The sequence below is a fragment of the Flavobacterium akiainvivens genome (assembly GCF_001278115.1).
GTDB lineage: Bacteria > Bacteroidota > Bacteroidia > Flavobacteriales > Flavobacteriaceae > Flavobacterium > Flavobacterium akiainvivens.
Map to the genome: position 1 here is coordinate 4288813 of NZ_LIYD01000005.1, position 19334 is coordinate 4308146.

Genomic DNA, 19334 nt, shown 5'->3' on the forward strand with positions numbered 1-19334 from the left:
TCCTGTCCCAACCATAGCTACCATCGTGTTCATAAATTACCGAGCCCTTTATGGCCTGGTCAAAAGACGGCCATCCGCAGTCTGAATGAAATTTGGTGCCGGAATCAAAAAGTTTATTGCCACAGGCCGCGCATACATAGGTGCCTTTTTCAAAATGTTCGGCATATTCGCCTGTGTGCGGGCGCTCGGTGCCTTTTTGGCGCAATACGTTGTACTGCTCCGGTGTCAACTGGTTTTTCCACTCGGCATCAGTTTTTACTACCTTAAATTTTGAAGGCAGTTTAGGTTGCGCCTGTGTAGCCTCTTTTGTTGCAGGCTGGTCTGCCTTCTTATCCTGGCCATTGCATGAGGCAAAAGTGGCCAGTACCATTATTATCATTGATTTACGTATCATACTAAAAAGTCATTTATTTTTCTTATCACTTCTTTATTGCCTAAAATTTTGCGGTGCCCCTGGCCCTGTGTAATTACCAGTTCGCCATTTGGCAAATGGATGTGTATATGGTGTGCAGCGCTAATGTGCACGTCGCGGTCGTTTTCATCATGAAAAACAAGTACCGGAATGTATACAGACTGTGCAGCTATATACGCAGAATAACTGTTTACAGTTTGGCCAAACTTCTTCTCAAACTGCGCCATCATTAACCTACCTGTGGCAATTTTCATGCCTAATTGTGTGGTAAAGCCCAGCATAATATCTTCTATAATGTCTCCGCTGCCTATTATTACTGCTTTCTTAATGTCCAGTCCGTTTTTAATACTGTTTAGGGTAGCCATAGCCCCAAGTGAGTGCCCCACAGCATATTCAAAAGGGCCAAACTGCTGCTCCAGTTGCATGATAGACGCAATAAACTCTGTCATATCGCTGGTTTTACCCGATGATTTTCCGTGGGCAGGGGCATCAAAGCTAATGGTTTCAAAACCACGTTCCACAAAGTTATGCGCTATTGCAGACAGCTGTGTACCGCGGCCGCTCCATCCGTGTACTAACAACACCTTTTTGTTACTGTTGCCCAGCCGGTACACGTTTATTGTTTTTAATATTGCGTTAATATAAACGCGCTCCTGCCTGCTTTCTGCTGCCATTTTTAGCTCGCGTTTAGGAGTCTTGAAGCGTATAGGTGTTGTAAACAGCTGTATGGCAAAACGCACGGCCAGAGCGGGAGATACCCATTCCAGTACCTTGGCCACTATTTTAACCCATTTTGGTATGCGTACAGGCGGTGTGTATTTTTTAACTTTTGTCATATTATTTCGCAAAAAAGGAGAGTAAAGGTAACAATTTTACTTTTACAATGCGTGCATAGTAATGCGTGAGGTGCTTGTAGCCAATTATTTACACTACTTTAACTTTAGCCAAATTTTTTTACCACTTTTTTATAGAATTTAATTGTTAATTTTGGTGGGTAAATCAATCACCCAAGACAAAATGAAAAAATCAATAGCAACCCTTTCTGTGTTTTTGGCGGTGCTTATTTCGTCATGCAGCACAAACCCTTTTACAGGTAAAACGGAATATACTGTGGTATCTAACAGCGAAATTTTCCCGACGGCTTTTGCCCAATATGACCAGTTCTTGAAAGAAAACAAAGTTATAACCGGTACTGCACAGGCTAATATGGTAAAGTCAGTAGGTGCTAAAATAAAGGCCGCTGCCGAAAAATACCTTACATCTGTAGGGCAGTCTGCTTACCTTAAGGATTATGCATGGGAATATAACCTGGTACAGAATGACGAGGTAAACGCGTGGTGTATGCCGGGTGGCAAAATTGTAGTATACAGCGGTATTTTACCTATAACTAAAGATGAAGCGGGCCTTGCTACCGTAATGGGGCATGAGGTGGCCCACGCGTTGCTAAACCACGGTGCCAAGCGCATGAGTAATGATATTTACCTGCAGCTTATAGGCCAGGGTGTAGGTGCGGCAGCATCGGGCACAAGCCTGAGTACGCAGCAAATTATACAGCATGCTTATGGCCTTGGCGCACAATATGGCGCTGTATTGCCGTTTAGCCGCAGCCATGAAAACGAAGCCGATGAAATAGGGCTTACCCTTATGGCTATTGCAGGCTACAACCCTGATAAGGCGCTTGATTTCTGGAAAAGGATGGATGCCAATAGTGGGGGCAATGCACCAATGGAGTTTATGAGTACACACCCAAGCGGCACTACACGTATAAACAACATTACAAAAGAAATACCTACAGCTAAGGCTAACGCTGCAAAATTTGGCGTTAAGTTTTAAACATATAAAAAGTTTGTTCAGGGCTGCACTTTGTGCGGCCCTTTTTATTTTACAAAGCCATAATGCACTGTAGTTTATTGTATAAAAAAATAGCTTAGTTTTGGCATACAAACCTGCAACTATGGCACACCTTGAAAAAGGCAGCAAGAAGCTGCTAAACGCCTGGGCGTTTTATGACTGGGCAAATTCTGTATACAGCCTTGTAATAGCTTCGGCTGTTTTTCCAATATTTTATGACCAGCTTTTTCCTAAAGGCACAATGGTAAACGCCTTTGGTACCAGCATGAAAAGCACGGCGCTAATGAGCTTTACCACAGCTTTTGCCTTTTTAATAGTGGCATTTATATCGCCGCTGCTATCGGGCATTGCAGATTATGCCGGCAATAAAAAAAACTTCCTTAAGGCATTTTGTTACCTTGGTTCACTATCCTGTATTGGGCTGTATTGGTTTGATGTAGAAAACCTGTACTTCAGCCTGGTATGCTATCTCTTTGGGCTTATAGGCTTTTGGGGCAGCCTGGTGTTTTATAACTCTTATTTGCCCGATGTGGCCTATCCTGAGCAGCAGGATGCCGTTAGTGCAAAAGGCTACTCAATGGGCTATATAGGCAGTGTAGTACTACTTGTAATTAATCTTGCTATGGTTATGATGCCTGACCTGTTTCATTTAGACGGAGCCATGCAGGCCATGCGCATATCGTTTATATCAGTAGGTGTGTGGTGGATTTTGTTTAGCCAGTACACGTATTATTTCCTTCCGAAAGGGAATAGAAGCAATAAAGTAAGCAGCGATGTAGTGCTTAACGGTTTTCGCGAACTGCGAAAAATATGGCAGCAGCTAAAGCAAAATGTTGTGCTTAAGCGCTACCTGGGTGCATTTTTTGTGTACAGTATGGCGGTACAAACCGTTATGCTGGTAGCTACCTATTTTGGTGCTGAAGAAATTGCCTGGGCAGATGCCGATGCAAAGAGCATGGGGCTTATTGTAAGTATATTGCTTATACAGCTTGTAGCCGTGGGTGGAGCGTTATTAACCTCAAGGCTTTCGACGGCAATCGGCAATATTAAGGCACTGATTATCATTAATAGTATTTGGGCGGTTATATGTGTTTGCGCATTTTTTGTTACGCAGCCCATCCATTTTTATGTTACCGCAGGGTTTGTTGGTTTGGTAATGGGGGGCATACAATCGTTATCGCGAAGTACCTATTCTAAATTCCTGCCCGAAACACAGGATACGGCCTCTTACTTCAGCTTTTATGATGTTACCGAGAAGATAGGCATAGTAATAGGTATGGTGCTTTATGGCGCCATAGACCAGTATTTTGGCAGTATGAGGTATTCTGTTATATTCCTCACATTATTTTTTGTAGTAGGTATATTTTTATTGGCAAGAGTACCTAAAAAAGAATAGCTTTTTAATTAAAAAATTCTATATTTGGCAACAAACTTACTTATCCTTAACCAATATGAATAAACCAATACTACTAAAACTGTTTTTAGCACTTTTCTTAGTTACGCTTGGCTCTTGTGAGAGCGAACCGGTAGACCCTGCCGTATTAGATAACGTTCCGCCGGAAAACCCGCAAAACCCGGGAGAGAACCCCGGTGGTGGCAATACTGATAATGGTACATCTGAAGGAGACTACTGGCCTTTTGCACTTAATAACGAGTGGGTGTTTGACAGTACAGGCGAAGAGGTGTCTCCTATGAAAATTATAGGTACAGAAACCATTGATGGTGTTCAGTATTATAAAATGAATTATGCCTTTACAGATTCGGGTAACGAAGAGCTAACCGGTACAACTGATGTTTACCTTCGTAAAGAAGGCGGTACTTACTACCAGAGGGTGGTAACATATATACCCGAAGAAAACGGTATGTCTATGACTGTTACACCTTATGAGTTTGTTATGCTTAAAGATTATCTTGAAGTAGGCGAAACTTGGACACATACGGTATCATTTACTACCAGCTATGAAATGATTGATATGCCTGATTTTCCAATGCCAATACCTGATATTACTACCGAAATTACTATGGATGGCACTATTATGGAAAAAGGGGCTACAGTTACTGTAAACGGCACTACTTATAACGATGTTATAAAACAAAAAATAGTACAAACGGTATCAATGGAGGTGCCGGGCTCAAGTGAAACTATCGAAACAAGTGTTACCAGCTACGTATGGTTTGCTAAAGATGTTGGCCCAATCAGGTCTGAAAATCAATCAGAGCTTATGGAAACTTACATACTTACCCTTACAGATTATACACTGAATTAGTGTAAACAGATATAAAAATTTAAAAAAGTGCTGCATTGCAGCACTTTTTTTGTTAAGGTTTTTAGCTGCTTCCATCAAAACATTTATATTTGGTGCTTAAAAAATACGGAATGTTATGAAAAGAATGAGTATACTATCGGCCATGCTTACATTATTTGTAGCCATTGGCTTTACAAGCTGCCAGACAGAGCCGGTAGACCCGGCAGTGTTAGATAATAACCCTGTTACACCTGAAGTGCCCGGTGCAGGCGATGCTTCATTTACAGTTAAGCTTAACGGCACCTCTTTTGTAGCTGATGAAACACAGGCTGTTATAGATGGCGAACTTATGGCTATAGGTGGTATTAAAGGTACTGCCGGCGAAACGGTGGGCATAGCCATTACCGGTTCGGGAGAAGGTACTTTTACAGGAGATGATGTACTGTTTTCATACCAAACATCTGATGCGGCAGAGAATACCTACAACAATTTTAACCTTGAAGGGGAGTCTAACGGCAGCATAACAATTACCGAGATTGATACGGTTAACCATACTATTTCGGGTACATTTAGCTTTACAGGCTATTATTCCGATACTGAGGCTAATATGCCGCCAATTGTATTTACCGAAGGCCAGTTTACCGATGTGCCTTATACAGGAGATATTGTGCAGCCGGGCGATGACGAATACTTTAGCGTAGACGTTAACGGCGAAACCCAGGAGTATGGCATTTTTGGGTCGGCAGTAGCGGGTGGTAACCTTAGCATAACCGGCAGCGACTTTAACGAGGGTATTAACCTTAATATAGTTATAGGTAATGAAACCCAGCCGGGTACTTATGATATTTCAAACAGCATTTCAAACCCTCCACATATTATTTATACGGTTGATGATGTAAATTATACTTCAACAGGAGGCCTCCTTACCATACTTAGCAACGAAGATGGTGTTATAACCGGAGAGTTTAATGCTACGGTTGTAAATGGCGCGGGAGACACGCTTATACTTACAAATGGCGAGTTTAGCATAGAATACTAAGCTTCGCCTACAGAATATACAATCCGCCCACAGGGGCGGATTTTTTTATGGCACAATACTTGTCCTACACAGTTAACCACTTGTTAAGTTATTATTGCTTACGGGTTCATTTTTAGTTATTTAAGTCGTTTGTTGCAAATATGGTGGCAAAGCAGGCTTTATGTTAAATGACATAATGACGTTAAACAAACATGCCGAAAGAAAAAATTTTAAATATTGACAATTTGTCATTCCAGGAGCTGGATACTGATGCCGAATTAATTCCGCTGATGACCCCTGAGGATGAGGAGGAAATGAATAATGAGGTACTCCCCGCAGAGTTGCCCATACTTCCGCTACGCAACATGGTGCTGTTTCCTGGTGTGGTAATACCCATTACCGCAGGGCGCGATAAGTCCATCAAGCTTATAAACGATGCCAATGCCGGTTCTAAAATCATTGGCGTTGTAGCCCAGAAAGATGAAAGTGTTGAAGAGCCCGGTGCCGAAGATATCAATACTGTAGGTACTGTGGCACGTATACTTCGTGTGCTTAAAATGCCCGATGGCAACACTACGGTTATCATTCAGGGTAAAAAACGCTTTGAAATAGACCAGGTTATTGCCGAAACACCTTACCTTACTGCTACCGTTAAAGAGGTTAACGAGGTAAGGCCTGCCAAGAAAGATGTGGAGTTCAATACCATTATTGAGTCTATTAAAGAGCTTGCCATACAAATTATTAAGGAAAGCCCTAATATTCCAAGCGAGGCTACTTTTGCCATAAAGAATATAGAGAGCAACTCATTCCTGGTAAACTTCGTTTCGAGCAACATGAACCTTCTGGTTAAAGAAAAGCAGGGCCTCCTTGCTACTAACGACCTTAAGGAACGTGCCCTGGAAACCCTTCGTTACATGAACCTTGAGCTTCAAAAGCTTGAGCTTAAAAACGATATCCAGAGCAAGGTGCGTTTTGACCTCGACCAGCAGCAGCGCGAGTACTTCCTGCACCAGCAAATGAAAACCATTCAGGAAGAGCTGGGTGGTGTAAGCCACGACCAGGAAATTGAAGAAATGCGCCAAAAGGCCAAGGCTAAAAAGTGGAATGAGAAAACCAAAACCCAGTTTGATAAAGAACTGGCCAAGCTGCAGCGCATGAACCCGCAGGCAGCTGATTATGGCATTCAGCGTAACTATATAGAGCTGTTGCTCGACCTGCCGTGGAACGTGTTCAGTAAAGACAATTTTGACCTGAAACGTGCCGATAAAGTACTGCACCGCGACCACTATGGCCTTGAAGACGTAAAAAAACGTATTATAGAGTACCTTGCTGTGCTTAAGCTGCGTAATGATATGAAAAGCCCTATACTGTGCTTGTACGGCCCTCCGGGTGTGGGTAAAACAAGTATAGGTAAATCGGTGGCTGAGGCGCTTGGCAGGGAGTACATCCGTATTTCGCTGGGTGGCCTTCGCGATGAGGCTGAAATCCGCGGGCACAGGAAAACATATATTGGCGCTATGCCGGGCCGTATTATCCAGAGCCTTAAAAAGGCCGGTACCAGCAACCCTGTTTTTGTGCTTGACGAAATAGACAAGCTGAGCAGCAGTAATTATGGCGACCCTTCATCTGCCCTGCTTGAAGTGCTTGACCCTGAGCAAAACTCTGATTTTTATGATAACTTCCTTGAACTGGGGTATGACCTTAGCAAGGTAATGTTTATAGCTACAAGCAACAATCTGGCTACCATTCAGCCTGCACTGCGCGACAGGATGGAAATTATAAACATGACGGGCTACACCATTGAAGAAAAGGTGGAAATTGCCCGTAAACACCTGTTACCAAAACAAATTAAAGAGCACGGCCTTACATCAAAAGATGTAACCATTGGCAAAAAGCAGATTGAAAAAATCGTGTCAGGTTACACCCGCGAAAGTGGTGTGCGCGGCCTTGAAAAACAAATTGCCAAAATGGTGCGCAGCATTGCCAAATCCATAGCTATGGAGGAGGAGTACAATGTTAAGGTAACCGATGAAGATATTGTAAAAGCCCTTGGCGCTGCCAGGCTGGAACGCGATAAATATGAAAATAACGATGTTGCCGGTGTGGTTACGGGCCTTGCCTGGACCAGTGTAGGTGGCGACATATTGTTTATTGAATCGATACTCAGCAAAGGCAAAGGCCATCTTACCATGACGGGTAACCTGGGTACGGTAATGAAAGAAAGTGCTACCATAGCGCTTGAATACATAAAAGCCAATGCCGAACAACTTGGCATAGAGCAGGAAGTTATAAACAACTACAACGTGCACATACACGTGCCCGAAGGCGCTACGCCAAAAGACGGTCCAAGTGCCGGTGTGGCCATGCTTACGTCGCTTGTATCATCATTCACCCAAAAGAGGGTTAAGAAAAACCTGGCCATGACAGGCGAAATTACGCTGCGCGGGCGTGTACTTCCGGTGGGGGGTATTAAAGAAAAGATACTTGCTGCCAAGCGTGCTAACATAAAAGAAATCATTCTTTGTGAAGAAAACCGCCAGGATGTGGCCGAAATAAACCAGGACTATCTGGAAGGGGTAACCTTCCACTATGTTAAGTTTATGGACGAGGTTATTAAGCACGCCATAACAAACCAAAGCGCTAAAAACGCAAGGAAACTGTAAATCTCAGACTCTTTTTATACTCAAAAACGGCTAAAATTCTTAGCCGTTTTTTTATTTAAAAAATAATATCTTCGCAACTGCGTTATAGTAAGCACAAATCGCCTGAAGTAACAATGTTTAAACACCGGTATATTCCTTTATTTTTGCTGTTCACAACCCTGTGCTTTAGCCAGATAGGCGGTAAATATACCTATCAGTTCCTAAACCTTGTTACATCGCCGCGCCAGGCAGCCCTGGGCGGAAAGATAGTCACACTCTATGATTATGACGTAAATCAGGCCATTTACAACCCTGCTACCATAAACCCCGAGATGGATAACCACCTTACGGCAAACTATGGCAGCTACTATGGCGAGGTTACCTATGGTACCGCCGCCTATGCCTATACATGGGACAGGCGCACACAAACTTTTCACGTTGGGGTAAACTATGTAGACTACGGCACGTTTGAAGGCCGCGATGAAATGGGTATGCTAACCGGCGATTTTACCGGTAGCGAAATTGCCCTTTCACTGGGCTATGCCTGGAATATTCCGTATACTGATATTTATATGGGTGCCAACTTCAAGATGATATCGAGCACGCTTGAGAGCTATAACTCGTTTGGTGTGGCAGCAGATATAGGGGCCATTTATATTGATGATTATAACGATATTAATATAGCACTGGTAATACGTAATGCCGGTACACAAATATCAACCTATGCCGGGCAGTATGAGCCCCTGCCGCTTGAAATTATAGCAGGCATAAGCCAGGAGGTAGAAAACGTGCCCATACGCTGGCATTTAACCCTTGAAAACCTGCAACAATGGAATATATCTTTCAGCAATCCCAACAGAGCTGAGCAGGGCATAGATGGCAGCAGTACCGAAGAAAAGGTGTCGTTTTTTAACAACGCATTGCGCCACGTTATTGTGGGGGCAGAGCTGTTTCCGGGTAAAGGCTTTAACCTTAGGGCGGGTTACAACTTCAGGAGGGGGCAGGAGCTTAGCATTACAGATAAGCGCAGCTTTTCTGGCATATCTGTAGGTATGTCTGTCCGATTTAATAAATTACGCTTTGATTATTCTTATTCGCGTTATACCTTAGCGGCAAATACCAGCCTTTTCGGATTAACCATAAACCTTCAATAATTTTGGACAAAAAAATTACCATTGCCATAGATGGCTTCTCTTCAACCGGCAAGAGTACTCTTGCAAAGCAGCTTGCCAACCATTTAGGATATGCCTATGTAGATACCGGGGCCATGTACAGGGCCGTTACACTTTATGCCATGCAGGAAGGCTTTGTGGCTGAAGACTTTTTAAACAAAGAAGGGCTTACAGATGCCCTGGGCGATATTACACTGCAGTTTTTATACAACCCAGAGCTTGGCTTTGCCGAAATGTATCTTAATGAAGAAAACGTAGAGCGCAAAATCCGCACCATAGAGGTAAGTAGCCTCGTAAGCCGCGTAGCCGAAATAAGTGCAGTACGTGCCATGCTGGTAAAACAGCAGCAGCACATGGGCGAAAACAAAGGCGTGGTTATGGACGGGCGCGATATAGGCACGGTTGTATTCCCTAATGCTGAACTGAAGCTTTTTATGAGTGCAAGCCCGCAAACGCGCGCCGAACGCCGTTTTAAAGAACTTACAGATAAGGGTGATACCGTTACTTATGAAGAAGTGCTGCACAATGTACAGGAACGTGACTATATAGATACACACAGGGAAGACTCCCCCCTTGTAAAGGCAGAAGACGCTATTGAAATAGACAACTCCCACCTTGGCATAAAGGAACAGTTTGATAAAGTGCTTGATTTGGTAAATAAAGCACTTTAACTTTAACGGCATTGTTTTTTAGAATACCAATTTTTATTGATAGCTTTACCGCCGTTAATAAAATGTTAATTCAAAAAACGTTACCGTTTCATGGGTATTAAAAACCGCCTGGTATTTATGAGCTTCCTGCAATTTTTTGTGTGGGGGGCGTGGCTTATTACTATTGGAAATTATTGGTTTGGAACAAAACAGTGGGATGGTACCCAGTTTGGCCTGGTGTTCAGCACTATGGGTATTGCATCGGTATTTATGCCTACCCTTACCGGGATAATTGCCGACAGGTGGATTAATGCCGAAAAGCTTTATGGCGTGCTGCAACTGCTTTATGCGGGTGTGCTGTTTTACCTGCCCCAGGTACAGGAACCATCGGTTTTTATAACGGTAATGCTGGCAGCAATGTGTTGCTATATGCCTACAATTTCGTTAAGTAACTCGGTTTCTTATACTGCCCTTAAAAACAACGGTAATGATGTTGTTAAAGATTTTCCGCCCATACGTGTATGGGGGACTATAGGTTTTATAGTTGCCATGTGGATTACAAACCTTACCGGAAGCAAGGCAAATGAATACCAGTTTTATATAGCCGGCCTTGGTGCTGCACTACTGGGTGTGTATGCCTTTACATTGCCAAAATGCCCGCCGCAAAGGCTTAGTGAAGAAAAAGCAACGCTAATGCAAAAACTGGGACTTGAAGCCTTTAAGCTGTTTGGGAATTACAAAATAGCCCTGTTCTTTATTTTTTCAATGTTTTTAGGTGGGGCGTTACAGCTTACCAATGCTTATGGCGATGTGTTTTTGGATGAGTTTAAGCATTTCCCTAAATATGCCGATTCTTTTGTGGTGGAGTACTCTACCATAATCATGTCTATATCTCAGGTTAGTGAAACGCTGTTTATACTTGCCATTCCGTTTTTCCTGAAGCGTTTTGGTATTAAGCAGGTAATGCTTATTAGTATGCTGGCGTGGGTGCTGCGCTTTGGGCTGTTTGCCTATGGCGACCCTGTAACCGGCCTGTGGATGATAATCCTGTCGTGCATTGTATATGGCATGGCATTCGACTTTTTTAATATATCAGGTTCACTATTTATAGAAACCAGCACCAATGCCCGTATACGTTCTTCGGCGCAGGGCTTGTTTATGATGATGACAAATGGTTTTGGGGCTATTATGGGTAGTTTTACTGCCGGATGGGCCATAGACCGCTTTTTTACCAAATCATTTGGCACCACAACAGAACTTGCCTCTTTTTTAGATACCGATGCGGCCAACGGGAATATGCTTGCCTTTATAAAAAAGCAGGGCAAAACAATTACCGATGGCATTTTTGACAGCCCCGTAATGATGAAGGACTGGCAAAACATATGGCTGGCATTTGCGGCCTATGCACTTGTAATTGCCATTGCCTTTGCCATATTATTTAAGCATAAGCACAACCCCGGAGAAGTGGCTGATGTTAAACATTAGATTTTTGGATTGTTAGATTTTTAGAATTTTCGATAAGACTTATAACAATGGCTGCCTTACCCGGGCAGCCATTATTGTTTAAAGTTGTTTTACCGTAATAATCTTTACCGGGCATATTGCTGCTGCGTTTTCGGTTTCTTCCAAAACGGAGTTGTCGGGTTCTTTAAGGGTAAAAAAGCCTTTCTTTTCAATACCATGCAGTAATACCGATTTGCCGTCTTTTTTGCTCATAACAAATTTTTGCGGGGCTGCTTCTGCACAATAATTACAGCCTATGCACTTGTTGCGTTGCAGGGTAATAATTATCATTGTGTGGCATATTCTGATTTAACCAGTTTGTAGAGCTTGTCGCTGGGGCGTATTTTAAAGGGCAGGGGTAGTGTAACAGGGTTTCCGCGTGTGGCGGTTTCTACTTCAACATCTTCACTCATAAGCGATGTAATTGTTGTTTGTTGTGCACCGGTGGTGGGGCCTGTTATAAGTATGGTGTCGCCTACCTTTATGTCATAAGCTTCAATTATAAATTCGCCAATACCTGATTTTGGATAATAATGCCTGCCTTTGCCTATGTATATTTTGCGCTGTGTAGTCATACTGCCATTAGCGGCAGACCATTCGCCAAGCTTTTGCCCCAGGTAGTAGCCACTCCAAAAGCCGCGGTTGTATACCTTGCTTAATTCTTCCATCCATACGGCTGCTTTCCCGGGTGTGTAAGTACCGTTGGCAATAGCATCTATAGCCTGGCGGTAGCAGCGTGTAACGGTAGCTACATATTCCGGGGCGCGGCCACGGCCTTCCAGCTTTAATACGCTAATGCCGCTATTGGCAATCTGGTCAAGAAAATCAATGGTGCACAGGTCTTTTGGAGACATCATATACTCATTATCAATCTCAATTTCAAAACCACTTTCCTGGTCGGTAACCGTATATTTTTTACGGCAGTTTTGTTTGCAAGCCCCGCGGTTAGCCGATGAATTGTGCGAATGCAGGCTAAGGTAGCATTTACCCGAAACCGCCATGCACAACGCCCCGTGCCCAAAGATTTCAACCTCTACTAACTTGCCTGATGGCCCGCAGATGTTTTCCTTGTGAATTTGAGCCGTTATTTTCTTTACCTGGTTCAGGCTCAGCTCACGGCTCAGTACAATGGTATCGGCAAAAAGGGCGTAAAACTTTACGGTTTCTATATTGGTAATGTTTATCTGGGTGCTTATATGTACCTCCATATTTATTTGGCGGGCATAGGCAATCACGGCCTGGTCCATAGCAATTACAGCCGTTATACCGGCCTGTTTGGCTTTGTTGAGCAGGGTTTTTATTATAGAAAGGTCGTGGTCGTAAATAATGGTGTTTAGGGTAAGATAGGTGCGAATGCCTTTCGGGTTGCAACGCGCCACGATTTCGTCAAGGTCCTCCAACGTAAAATTTACTGTAGCCCTTGCACGCATGTTAAGCTGCTCAACCCCAAAATATATAGAATTTGCCCCGTTATCTATAGCTGCCTGTAACGATTCAAAATCGCCTGCCGGGGCCATGAGTTCGATAGTGTTGTTTGTCATGCCTTTAATTTTGCGCGCAAAATTAAAGGTGCCGGGCGGGCTAAAACATGATTATTGTCAGGTTCGTATTTTAGAATGTTGGGGTTTTCGACGGGATACTTTCAGCCAATAAAAAATCGTGCTGTGTTTTGTATGCAGCACGGTTTTATTTATAAAGTTGAATTATCTAACAATAGAAAAAACCTCAAGGCTATCTTAATAAACTAAAGTGCCCGCGGTATTCTTTACCGTTTTGGCGGCGCACAACAAACCAGTAGTCTGTAGCAGGCAGGTTAGTGTCGTTTAAAGTACCATCCCACCCAATGCTACGGGCATCAAAACCGGTTATAAGCTTGCCGTAACGGTCATAAATATAAACCATAAGGTCTGGTTCTGCGACTGATGCAAACTTAATCCTCCAGGTTTCGTTTATGCCGTCTCCGTTAGGGGTAAAAAATTTAGGGTAGGTAAGCAGGAACACTTTTTCAGATACCCAGTCGCAGCCATATACATCGCGCACAAACACGTTGTAGCTGCCGGGTTCAAGGCCGGTAAAAATATTTTCGTCCTGCCAGTGTATGCCGTCTATAGAATATTCAAAGTTTTGTACCGAAGCATCAGATGCCTCTACAGCCACATTTATTACATTCTCGGTTTCAGACCAGTCTTGTATTGTTATCTGGCTTATAGAAGGCAGTGCCGTGGTAAATACCTGCACGGTTTTTTCTGAAATACAGTTTTGAGAGTTTATTGCTGTTACCTTGTATTCGCCGGCTTCTGTAACAAATATAGACTGTGTTGTTGCCCCGGTAGACCACAGGTAGCTTACATAACTTGGGTCGGCAATAAGTTCCAGCTCAGTGCCATCGCAGGTATAGTAAAAATCTTCCATGTTCATTTCGCCGGACTGGTTGAGTATAATGTCAAATAACGATATGTCGTGGCAGGTCATGGTGCCATTATATTCGGTGCGGGCATATATGGTTGTTGGTCCTGTTGTGTATGATAAAGGCAGTGGGCTTACACCGGAATCGGCATCGGCATAAGATGCATGGTAGGTAAGGGTAATGTTAGTGGTGTCCTGCCCGTTAAGGATGTATGCATCCTGGCTCGAGAGGTTAAAGGTTTCTGTACCGTCTCCATCTAAATCGCAGGTAATAAGGTTAGGCGCGTTGTAGGCATTAACAAGAGAAGGTACTTCGGCCATGTTAAAGGTTAATACACCGGTATTGCCGCATGGGTCGTCTACAGTTACGGTATATGCGGCAGACTCAAGCCCTGTAAAGGCGTTGTTATTACCGTTTGCAATGGTAAACGGGTCGCCGTTTTTGTGGGTAATGGTATAAATCAGCGGTTCTACGCCTATAGCATTAATTTGTACATCGCCCGATACACCCGTGCAGGTAAGGCTTTGCACACCAAGTATGCTTACACCGTCAATATATTGAAAATCATACAGTATTTCTTCGCAGGTTTTGTCCATGGCAATATCGCCGCTTTCAAACGCCCTGTATACTTTAACAATGCGGTAGTTGCCCGGTGGGTAGATAAGCGTATAGTTTATACTGTTATTGGTAAGCCCAACTGAATTAAGCGGGCCATAGCTGCCGGTAAAAAGCTCACCAGTGGCGGGATGGCCCCAGTTGCCGGGTGTTATTTCCCTTTGCAGCCAAAAATTAAGCCCTGCAAGCGCATTTGAAACATGATACAGGCTTATATCAAAAGCGCCGCAGTGTGGCGTCATGCTTATATCGCTTGATGTTATGGCATACCCCACAAGGTTAGTGGTTTTGGTGTAAGACTGGCACCCGTCTGATATTTCAAAGGTATAAGTGCCCGGCAGTAAGCCATCGAGGGTAAAATTACCTTCGTCATCAATATATTGTGAACCGTCAAACGGTGTGGTTACAGAGCCCGGAGGGGCAACAGTTATTGTAACAGCTGATACACCGCTGCCTATAGCCACTGTAGCAAACCCTTCCTGGCAGTCAGGCCTTGGGCGTGGCGTTCTTTGGTTTACATCATAAGGAGGTACCGTAACTTCATAAGGCTCGTATACTTCATCGCAGGTATCTGTAAAAATTATTACATAATCGCCCGGTGGCAATCCTGTCATATAAAGCCTGTCGTCATCGCCTTCAATTGGCTGGATGAAAGAAGAGCCATCATAGGGCAGCGGGCCAAACAGGTCTTCAAAACCTTCGGGGGCCTCAGTAATTATTACCTCGGCAATATCTCTTGATGTTATAGTACCTACCAGTTTGCCCAGGTTTTCGTCGCAATCAGTATTAGTGCCTACAATGCCGGGTACAACGGGTGGTGGGGCTATGTGTACATACACCCCGTTTACGGTATTGCCACAGGCATCGGTAGCGGTATAATTATAAGTGCCCTCTAAAAGCGGGTGGTCTTCATCGCCAAAAATTGCCTCGCCGCCAAAGTTGGGGTAAGAGGGGTTAAGGGTAGGGTCAAAATCTTCGGGTACGCTGGTAAAGGTAATATTTACAGGTGGTACATATATGCCGGGTACAAGCTTAAGCTGCTTAAATCCGCAGGGTAAATCTACCGTGGTAGCTGCAACACCAAAAACGCCGTATACATCTACATCATTAACCATAAATTGTGTGCCGCAGGTATCGGTTAGCAGCAGGTCATAGCTATAATCTTGCCCGTAATAAAAGGGTATGGTTTGGCCAAACAGGGCAGAGTCTGACAGGCCGTATACATCTGATGTAAAAACCTGCGGGGCGCCCCCACCCGGCGGGTACATGGTTACCTGTGCGGTAAAAGGATATGTAATATCAGTATTTACGGGGTCAAGGTTTGTAATTGCGTTTAGTACGGTTATCTGGTCGCAGGCGGGTAGTAGCCCTACTAAACCTGCATCCATTGCTAAAATGGTTGGTGCTGTAGTGCCCAGCTGTTGCGATGTTACAATGGCTGTACCGCAGGAATCAGTGGCTTTTATAGTATATAAACCCGGCGGTAGCCCTGTAAAAGTGTCTGATGCCTGTGCCGGGGCGGTTGACGGGCCGGCAGTAATTTCATAAAGTAAAGGGCTGCCGGATTGCATAACCACGGTTATTACACCATCGTTACAAAAAGAGGGGGTTAGCTGCCATTCTTCGCTAAAAATAAGGGGTGTTGTGTTGTCGTTAATAATGGCCTCCTGTTGAGATGTAACGGTGTTTCCGTCAATTATGGTAGTGGCTACAACAAGGTAGGTGCCGTCCTGAAGGCCGGATACAGAGGTGTTACTGTTGTTAGATACAGGTGTGGTGCTATTGGGCAGCAGGTATACTTTATAGTTTACCGATGTGCCCGCATTTTGCACACTAAACTGCAGCGAGCCATTGCCCGGACAGGTTTCGTGTGTTGTTGCTACAGAGAGTGTAAAATTCTGTGCCAGCAGGGTGGGGCCTGTTAGCAATGCCAAAAGAAATAATACACGCTTTAGTAGTGTTATGCCATAATTAACATTTACAATTTTCATAGCTAAAATTAAGTTTTACTTACTTAATTTCAAGTTTTTTTCCGGTTGACAAGATAATTAAAAATTTTTATTTTAAAACATTGTTAATTTTTTTATTATCCTGAATAAAGGTTTTTAACATAATTGAATGTGTATGTTATGTAAAGCATAATTTGGCATAATAAATGTTTGTAAATCAAAAAAATATAGTAATTTTGCGAACCTTTTAAAAGGCATAGCGCGTTTCCCGCAAAAGGTTGAAAACTAATTTAATGTAAAACACTCCCCTGCACGGCTGCTTTAAGGGAAACCGGTGCGGCACGGGATACAAGTAATAAAGGATCAGACATGTCTGAACAAACTAAAACAAAAGACGAATTCCTAAACGAGTTTAACTGGCACAACTTTGAAGAAGGTATTGATGCAGTAGATGAGCAAAACCTTAGGGAATTTGAAAACCTTGTTGAGAAGACTTTCATCTCAACTGACAGTGACGAAGTAGTAGAAGGTACAGTAGTAAGAATCACTGACAGGGATGCAATTGTTGATATCAACGCTAAATCGGAAGGTGTTATTTCTCTTAACGAATTCCGTTACAACCCTAACCTTAAAGTGGGCGATAAAGTAGAAGTACTTATAGACGTTCGCGAAGACAAATCAGGCCAGCTTGTTCTTTCTCACAAGAAAGCACGTACTATTAAGGCTTGGGACAGGGTTATCAATGCTAATGAAACTGGCGAGATCGTTAATGGTTTCGTTAAATGCAGGACTAAAGGTGGTATGATTGTAGATGTTTTTGGCATCGAGGCATTCCTTCCTGGTTCTCAGATAGACGTAAAACCTATCAGGGATTACGACCAGTATGTAAACAAGACTATGGAATTCAAGGTTGTAAAAATCAACCACGAGTTTAAAAACGTAGTTGTATCTCACAAAGCCCTTATTGAGGCTGATATCGAGGTTCAGAAGAAAGAAATCATTGGCCAGCTTGAAAAAGGCCAGGTTCTTGAAGGTGTTGTTAAGAACATTACATCATACGGTGTATTTATTGACCTTGGTGGTGTTGATGGACTTATCCACATTACAGACCTTTCTTGGAGCCGTATTAACCACCCAAGCGAAGTGCTTGAGCTTGACCAGAAACTTAACGTTGTTATTCTTGACTTTGATGACGAGAAAACACGTATACAGCTTGGCCTTAAGCAACTACACGCTCACCCGTGGGATGCGCTTGACGCAAACCTGAAAGTAGGCGATAAAGTTAAAGGTAAAGTAGTTGTTATTGCAGACTACGGTGCGTTTATTGAAGTTGCTGAAGGTGTAGAAGGCCTTATCCACGTTAGCGAAATGTCTTGGTCTACGCACCTGCGTTCTGCCCAGGATTTCGTAAAAGTAGGTGATGAGGTTGAAGCTGTAATCCTTACCCTTGACAGGGAAGACCGCAAAATGTCTCTTGGCATTAAGCAGCTTTCTCAAGACCCATGGACAGACATTACATCTAAATACCCTGTAGGTTCTAAACACACAGGTACTGTTCGTAACTTTACAAACTTTGGTGTATTTGTTGAACTTGAAGAAGGTATCGACGGACTTATCTATATCTCAGACCTTTCTTGGACTAAGAAAATTAAGCACCCAAGTGAGTTTGTAAACGTAGGTGACAAACTTGAGGTTGTTGTTCTTGAACTTGATGTTGACGGACGTAAACTATCTCTTGGCCACAAACAAACCCAGGCTAACCCTTGGGATAAGTATGAAGACAGCTTTGGCGTAGGTACTGTACACAACGGTACTATTGCTGAAATTGTTGACAAAGGTGCTACTGTAGAATTTGGTGATGATATTGTTGCCTTTATACCTACACGCCACCTTGAGAAAGAAGATGGTAAAAAACTTAAAAAAGGCGAAGCTGCCGAATTTAAGGTAATTGAATTCAACAAAGAATTCAAAAGGGTTGTTGCTTCTCACACTGCCACATTTAAAGATGAGGAAGAGAAAAACTACAGGAGCAACCAGTCTGATAACAACAATACTGTTTCTTCTAACAACAATGCAGAGAAAACCACCCTTGGTGATATCGACGCTTTGTCTCAGCTAAAAGAAAGAATGGAGCGCGGCGAAAACAACTAATTGTTTGCTGAACCATTTTAAATACCAAAGCCCCTGTAGCAATACAGGGGCTTTTTGTTTATAACACAAATCACACCTGTTGTTATGATTTTTTTGTGGCATGGCGGGCAATAGTTAATTAGCACAAGCCATTGCAAACTTTTAACTGAAATATTTGGATTTGATAACGCTTTTTCATTTTTTTGTCGGACTAATAAATAAAACTTGCCCAAAACATGAAGAACCTTATATTATATGCAGCAATAATTGCCGGTATTACATTTGCGGCCTGCTCTGATGACGAAGACAGCGTTCCGGTGCCGGTATATGTAGGCTGCCTTACTTGCGAAATACCAGATACTGCACCTTCTGAAGTAGAAGAACAGCCTTATGAGGTGTGTATTGATACAGCAGGCATTGCTTATGTAGATAATGCTTATACAGGTGTTGAGGCAAGCTACTATTTTGAACTTAACTGTGCTAATGCATACGAAGAGCCTACAGGCCCCGGTGCCGGGCCGGGTACCCCTACAACAGATTGCGTAACCTGTGCTGCTGCCGAATGGATGGGCGAAATGCTGCCTGAAGAAGTAGTATGTAAAGGTACTAACGGTAATGCTTATGTAGATGGTGAAGATATGGGCGTGCCTTTTGACCAGTATATAGACCTGCAGGAAATGTTTACAACCTGCCAGTAATATTTGCCAAAATAAAATCTATAAACTGCCCCTTGTTTTAG

Annotated in this window: 15 protein-coding genes (1 of these 15 running past the window's edge); 10 read left to right on the plus strand and 5 right to left on the minus strand. The window is 43.2% G+C overall.

Features of this window, described 5'->3' with window-relative positions:
• Positions 1-394, minus strand: the 5' portion of a protein-coding gene (msrB, locus tag AM279_RS19330) for a peptide-methionine (R)-S-oxide reductase MsrB (protein WP_082344267.1). It extends 131 nt beyond the left edge of the window; the window shows 394 of its 525 coding nt (coding positions 1-394); its start codon is at positions 392-394; its stop codon lies beyond the left edge, outside the window.
• On the minus strand, positions 391-1248 hold the full coding sequence (locus AM279_RS19335) for an alpha/beta hydrolase (RefSeq protein WP_054409678.1): 858 nt from the start codon (positions 1246-1248) through the stop codon (positions 391-393). The genes msrB and AM279_RS19335 overlap by 4 nt, the downstream gene beginning before the upstream one ends.
• A 181-nt stretch (positions 1249-1429) precedes the next feature.
• On the opposite strand from AM279_RS19335, the gene AM279_RS19340 reads away from it, so the two are divergent.
• From AM279_RS19340 to AM279_RS19375, 8 genes are all read left to right on the plus strand, one after another.
• Positions 1430-2245, plus strand: coding sequence for a M48 family metallopeptidase (locus tag AM279_RS19340; RefSeq protein WP_054409679.1), 816 nt, complete (start codon positions 1430-1432; stop codon positions 2243-2245).
• 121 nt (positions 2246-2366) lie between these two features.
• Positions 2367-3659, plus strand: a complete 1293-nt coding sequence (locus tag AM279_RS19345) for an MFS transporter (RefSeq protein ID WP_054409680.1) — start codon at positions 2367-2369, stop codon at positions 3657-3659.
• 55 nt (positions 3660-3714) lie between these two features.
• On the plus strand, positions 3715-4530 hold the full coding sequence (locus AM279_RS19350) for a hypothetical protein (protein WP_054409681.1): 816 nt from the start codon (positions 3715-3717) through the stop codon (positions 4528-4530).
• A 115-nt stretch (positions 4531-4645) separates the two neighbouring features.
• Positions 4646-5548, plus strand: a complete 903-nt coding sequence (locus AM279_RS19355; protein WP_143090403.1) for a DUF6252 family protein — start codon at positions 4646-4648, stop codon at positions 5546-5548.
• A gap of 191 nt (positions 5549-5739) precedes the next feature.
• Complete coding sequence (gene lon / locus AM279_RS19360) at positions 5740-8190, plus strand: endopeptidase La (RefSeq protein WP_054409683.1); 2451 nt, start codon at positions 5740-5742, stop codon at positions 8188-8190.
• 113 nt (positions 8191-8303) lie between these two features.
• Positions 8304-9323, plus strand: coding sequence for a type IX secretion system protein PorQ (gene porQ, locus AM279_RS19365; RefSeq protein WP_054409684.1), 1020 nt, complete (start codon positions 8304-8306; stop codon positions 9321-9323).
• Between the two features lie 2 nt (positions 9324-9325).
• Positions 9326-10012, plus strand: a complete 687-nt coding sequence (gene cmk / locus AM279_RS19370; protein ID WP_054409685.1) for a (d)CMP kinase — start codon at positions 9326-9328, stop codon at positions 10010-10012.
• Between the two features lie 90 nt (positions 10013-10102).
• Positions 10103-11476 carry a nucleoside permease gene (locus AM279_RS19375; protein ID WP_054409686.1) on the plus strand — a complete coding sequence of 458 codons (1374 nt, stop codon included), beginning with the start codon at positions 10103-10105 and terminating at the stop codon, positions 11474-11476.
• Positions 11477-11554: 78 nt separating this feature from the next.
• Here the strand turns inward: AM279_RS19375 and AM279_RS19380 are convergent, their stop codons facing one another.
• The 3 genes from AM279_RS19380 to AM279_RS19390 form a co-directional block, all read right to left on the minus strand.
• Complete coding sequence (locus tag AM279_RS19380) at positions 11555-11785, minus strand: ferredoxin (protein WP_054409687.1); 231 nt, start codon at positions 11783-11785, stop codon at positions 11555-11557.
• Complete coding sequence (locus tag AM279_RS19385; protein WP_054409688.1) at positions 11782-13035, minus strand: peptidase U32 family protein; 1254 nt, start codon at positions 13033-13035, stop codon at positions 11782-11784. The genes AM279_RS19380 and AM279_RS19385 overlap by 4 nt, the downstream gene beginning before the upstream one ends.
• A 190-nt stretch (positions 13036-13225) precedes the next feature.
• On the minus strand, positions 13226-16507 hold the full coding sequence (locus AM279_RS19390) for a T9SS type B sorting domain-containing protein (RefSeq protein ID WP_054409689.1): 3282 nt from the start codon (positions 16505-16507) through the stop codon (positions 13226-13228).
• A gap of 327 nt (positions 16508-16834) precedes the next feature.
• Here AM279_RS19390 and rpsA point away from each other — a divergent pair, with 327 nt between their 5' ends.
• Positions 16835-18616 (plus strand): 30S ribosomal protein S1, encoded by a 1782-nt coding sequence (gene rpsA, locus AM279_RS19395; RefSeq protein ID WP_054409690.1) that lies wholly within the window; start codon positions 16835-16837, stop codon positions 18614-18616.
• A gap of 215 nt (positions 18617-18831) precedes the next feature.
• Complete coding sequence (locus AM279_RS19400; protein ID WP_054409691.1) at positions 18832-19293, plus strand: hypothetical protein; 462 nt, start codon at positions 18832-18834, stop codon at positions 19291-19293.
• The last annotated feature ends 41 nt before the right edge of the window (positions 19294-19334 follow it).

Bases quoted from the DNA above. Each gene is read 5' to 3' on its own strand.
- AM279_RS19345 (WP_054409680.1), top strand. From the start codon at position 2,367: ATGGCACACCTTGAAAAAGGCAGCAAGAAGCTGCTAAACGCCTGGGCG.
- AM279_RS19350 (WP_054409681.1), top strand. From the start codon at position 3,715: ATGAATAAACCAATACTACTAAAACTGTTTTTAGCACTTTTCTTAGTT.
- AM279_RS19355 (WP_143090403.1), top strand. From the start codon at position 4,646: ATGAAAAGAATGAGTATACTATCGGCCATGCTTACATTATTTGTAGCC.
- AM279_RS19400 (WP_054409691.1), top strand. From the start codon at position 18,832: ATGAAGAACCTTATATTATATGCAGCAATAATTGCCGGTATTACATTT.
- AM279_RS19335 (WP_054409678.1), bottom strand. From the start codon at position 1,248: ATGACAAAAGTTAAAAAATACACACCGCCTGTACGCATACCAAAATGG.
- AM279_RS19375 (WP_054409686.1), top strand. From the start codon at position 10,103: ATGGGTATTAAAAACCGCCTGGTATTTATGAGCTTCCTGCAATTTTTT.
- AM279_RS19380 (WP_054409687.1), bottom strand. From the start codon at position 11,785: ATGATAATTATTACCCTGCAACGCAACAAGTGCATAGGCTGTAATTAT.
- AM279_RS19385 (WP_054409688.1), bottom strand. From the start codon at position 13,035: ATGACAAACAACACTATCGAACTCATGGCCCCGGCAGGCGATTTTGAA.
- AM279_RS19340 (WP_054409679.1), top strand. From the start codon at position 1,430: ATGAAAAAATCAATAGCAACCCTTTCTGTGTTTTTGGCGGTGCTTATT.
- lon (WP_054409683.1), top strand. From the start codon at position 5,740: ATGCCGAAAGAAAAAATTTTAAATATTGACAATTTGTCATTCCAGGAG.
- porQ (WP_054409684.1), top strand. From the start codon at position 8,304: ATGTTTAAACACCGGTATATTCCTTTATTTTTGCTGTTCACAACCCTG.
- rpsA (WP_054409690.1), top strand. From the start codon at position 16,835: ATGTCTGAACAAACTAAAACAAAAGACGAATTCCTAAACGAGTTTAAC.
- AM279_RS19390 (WP_054409689.1), bottom strand. From the start codon at position 16,507: ATGAAAATTGTAAATGTTAATTATGGCATAACACTACTAAAGCGTGTA.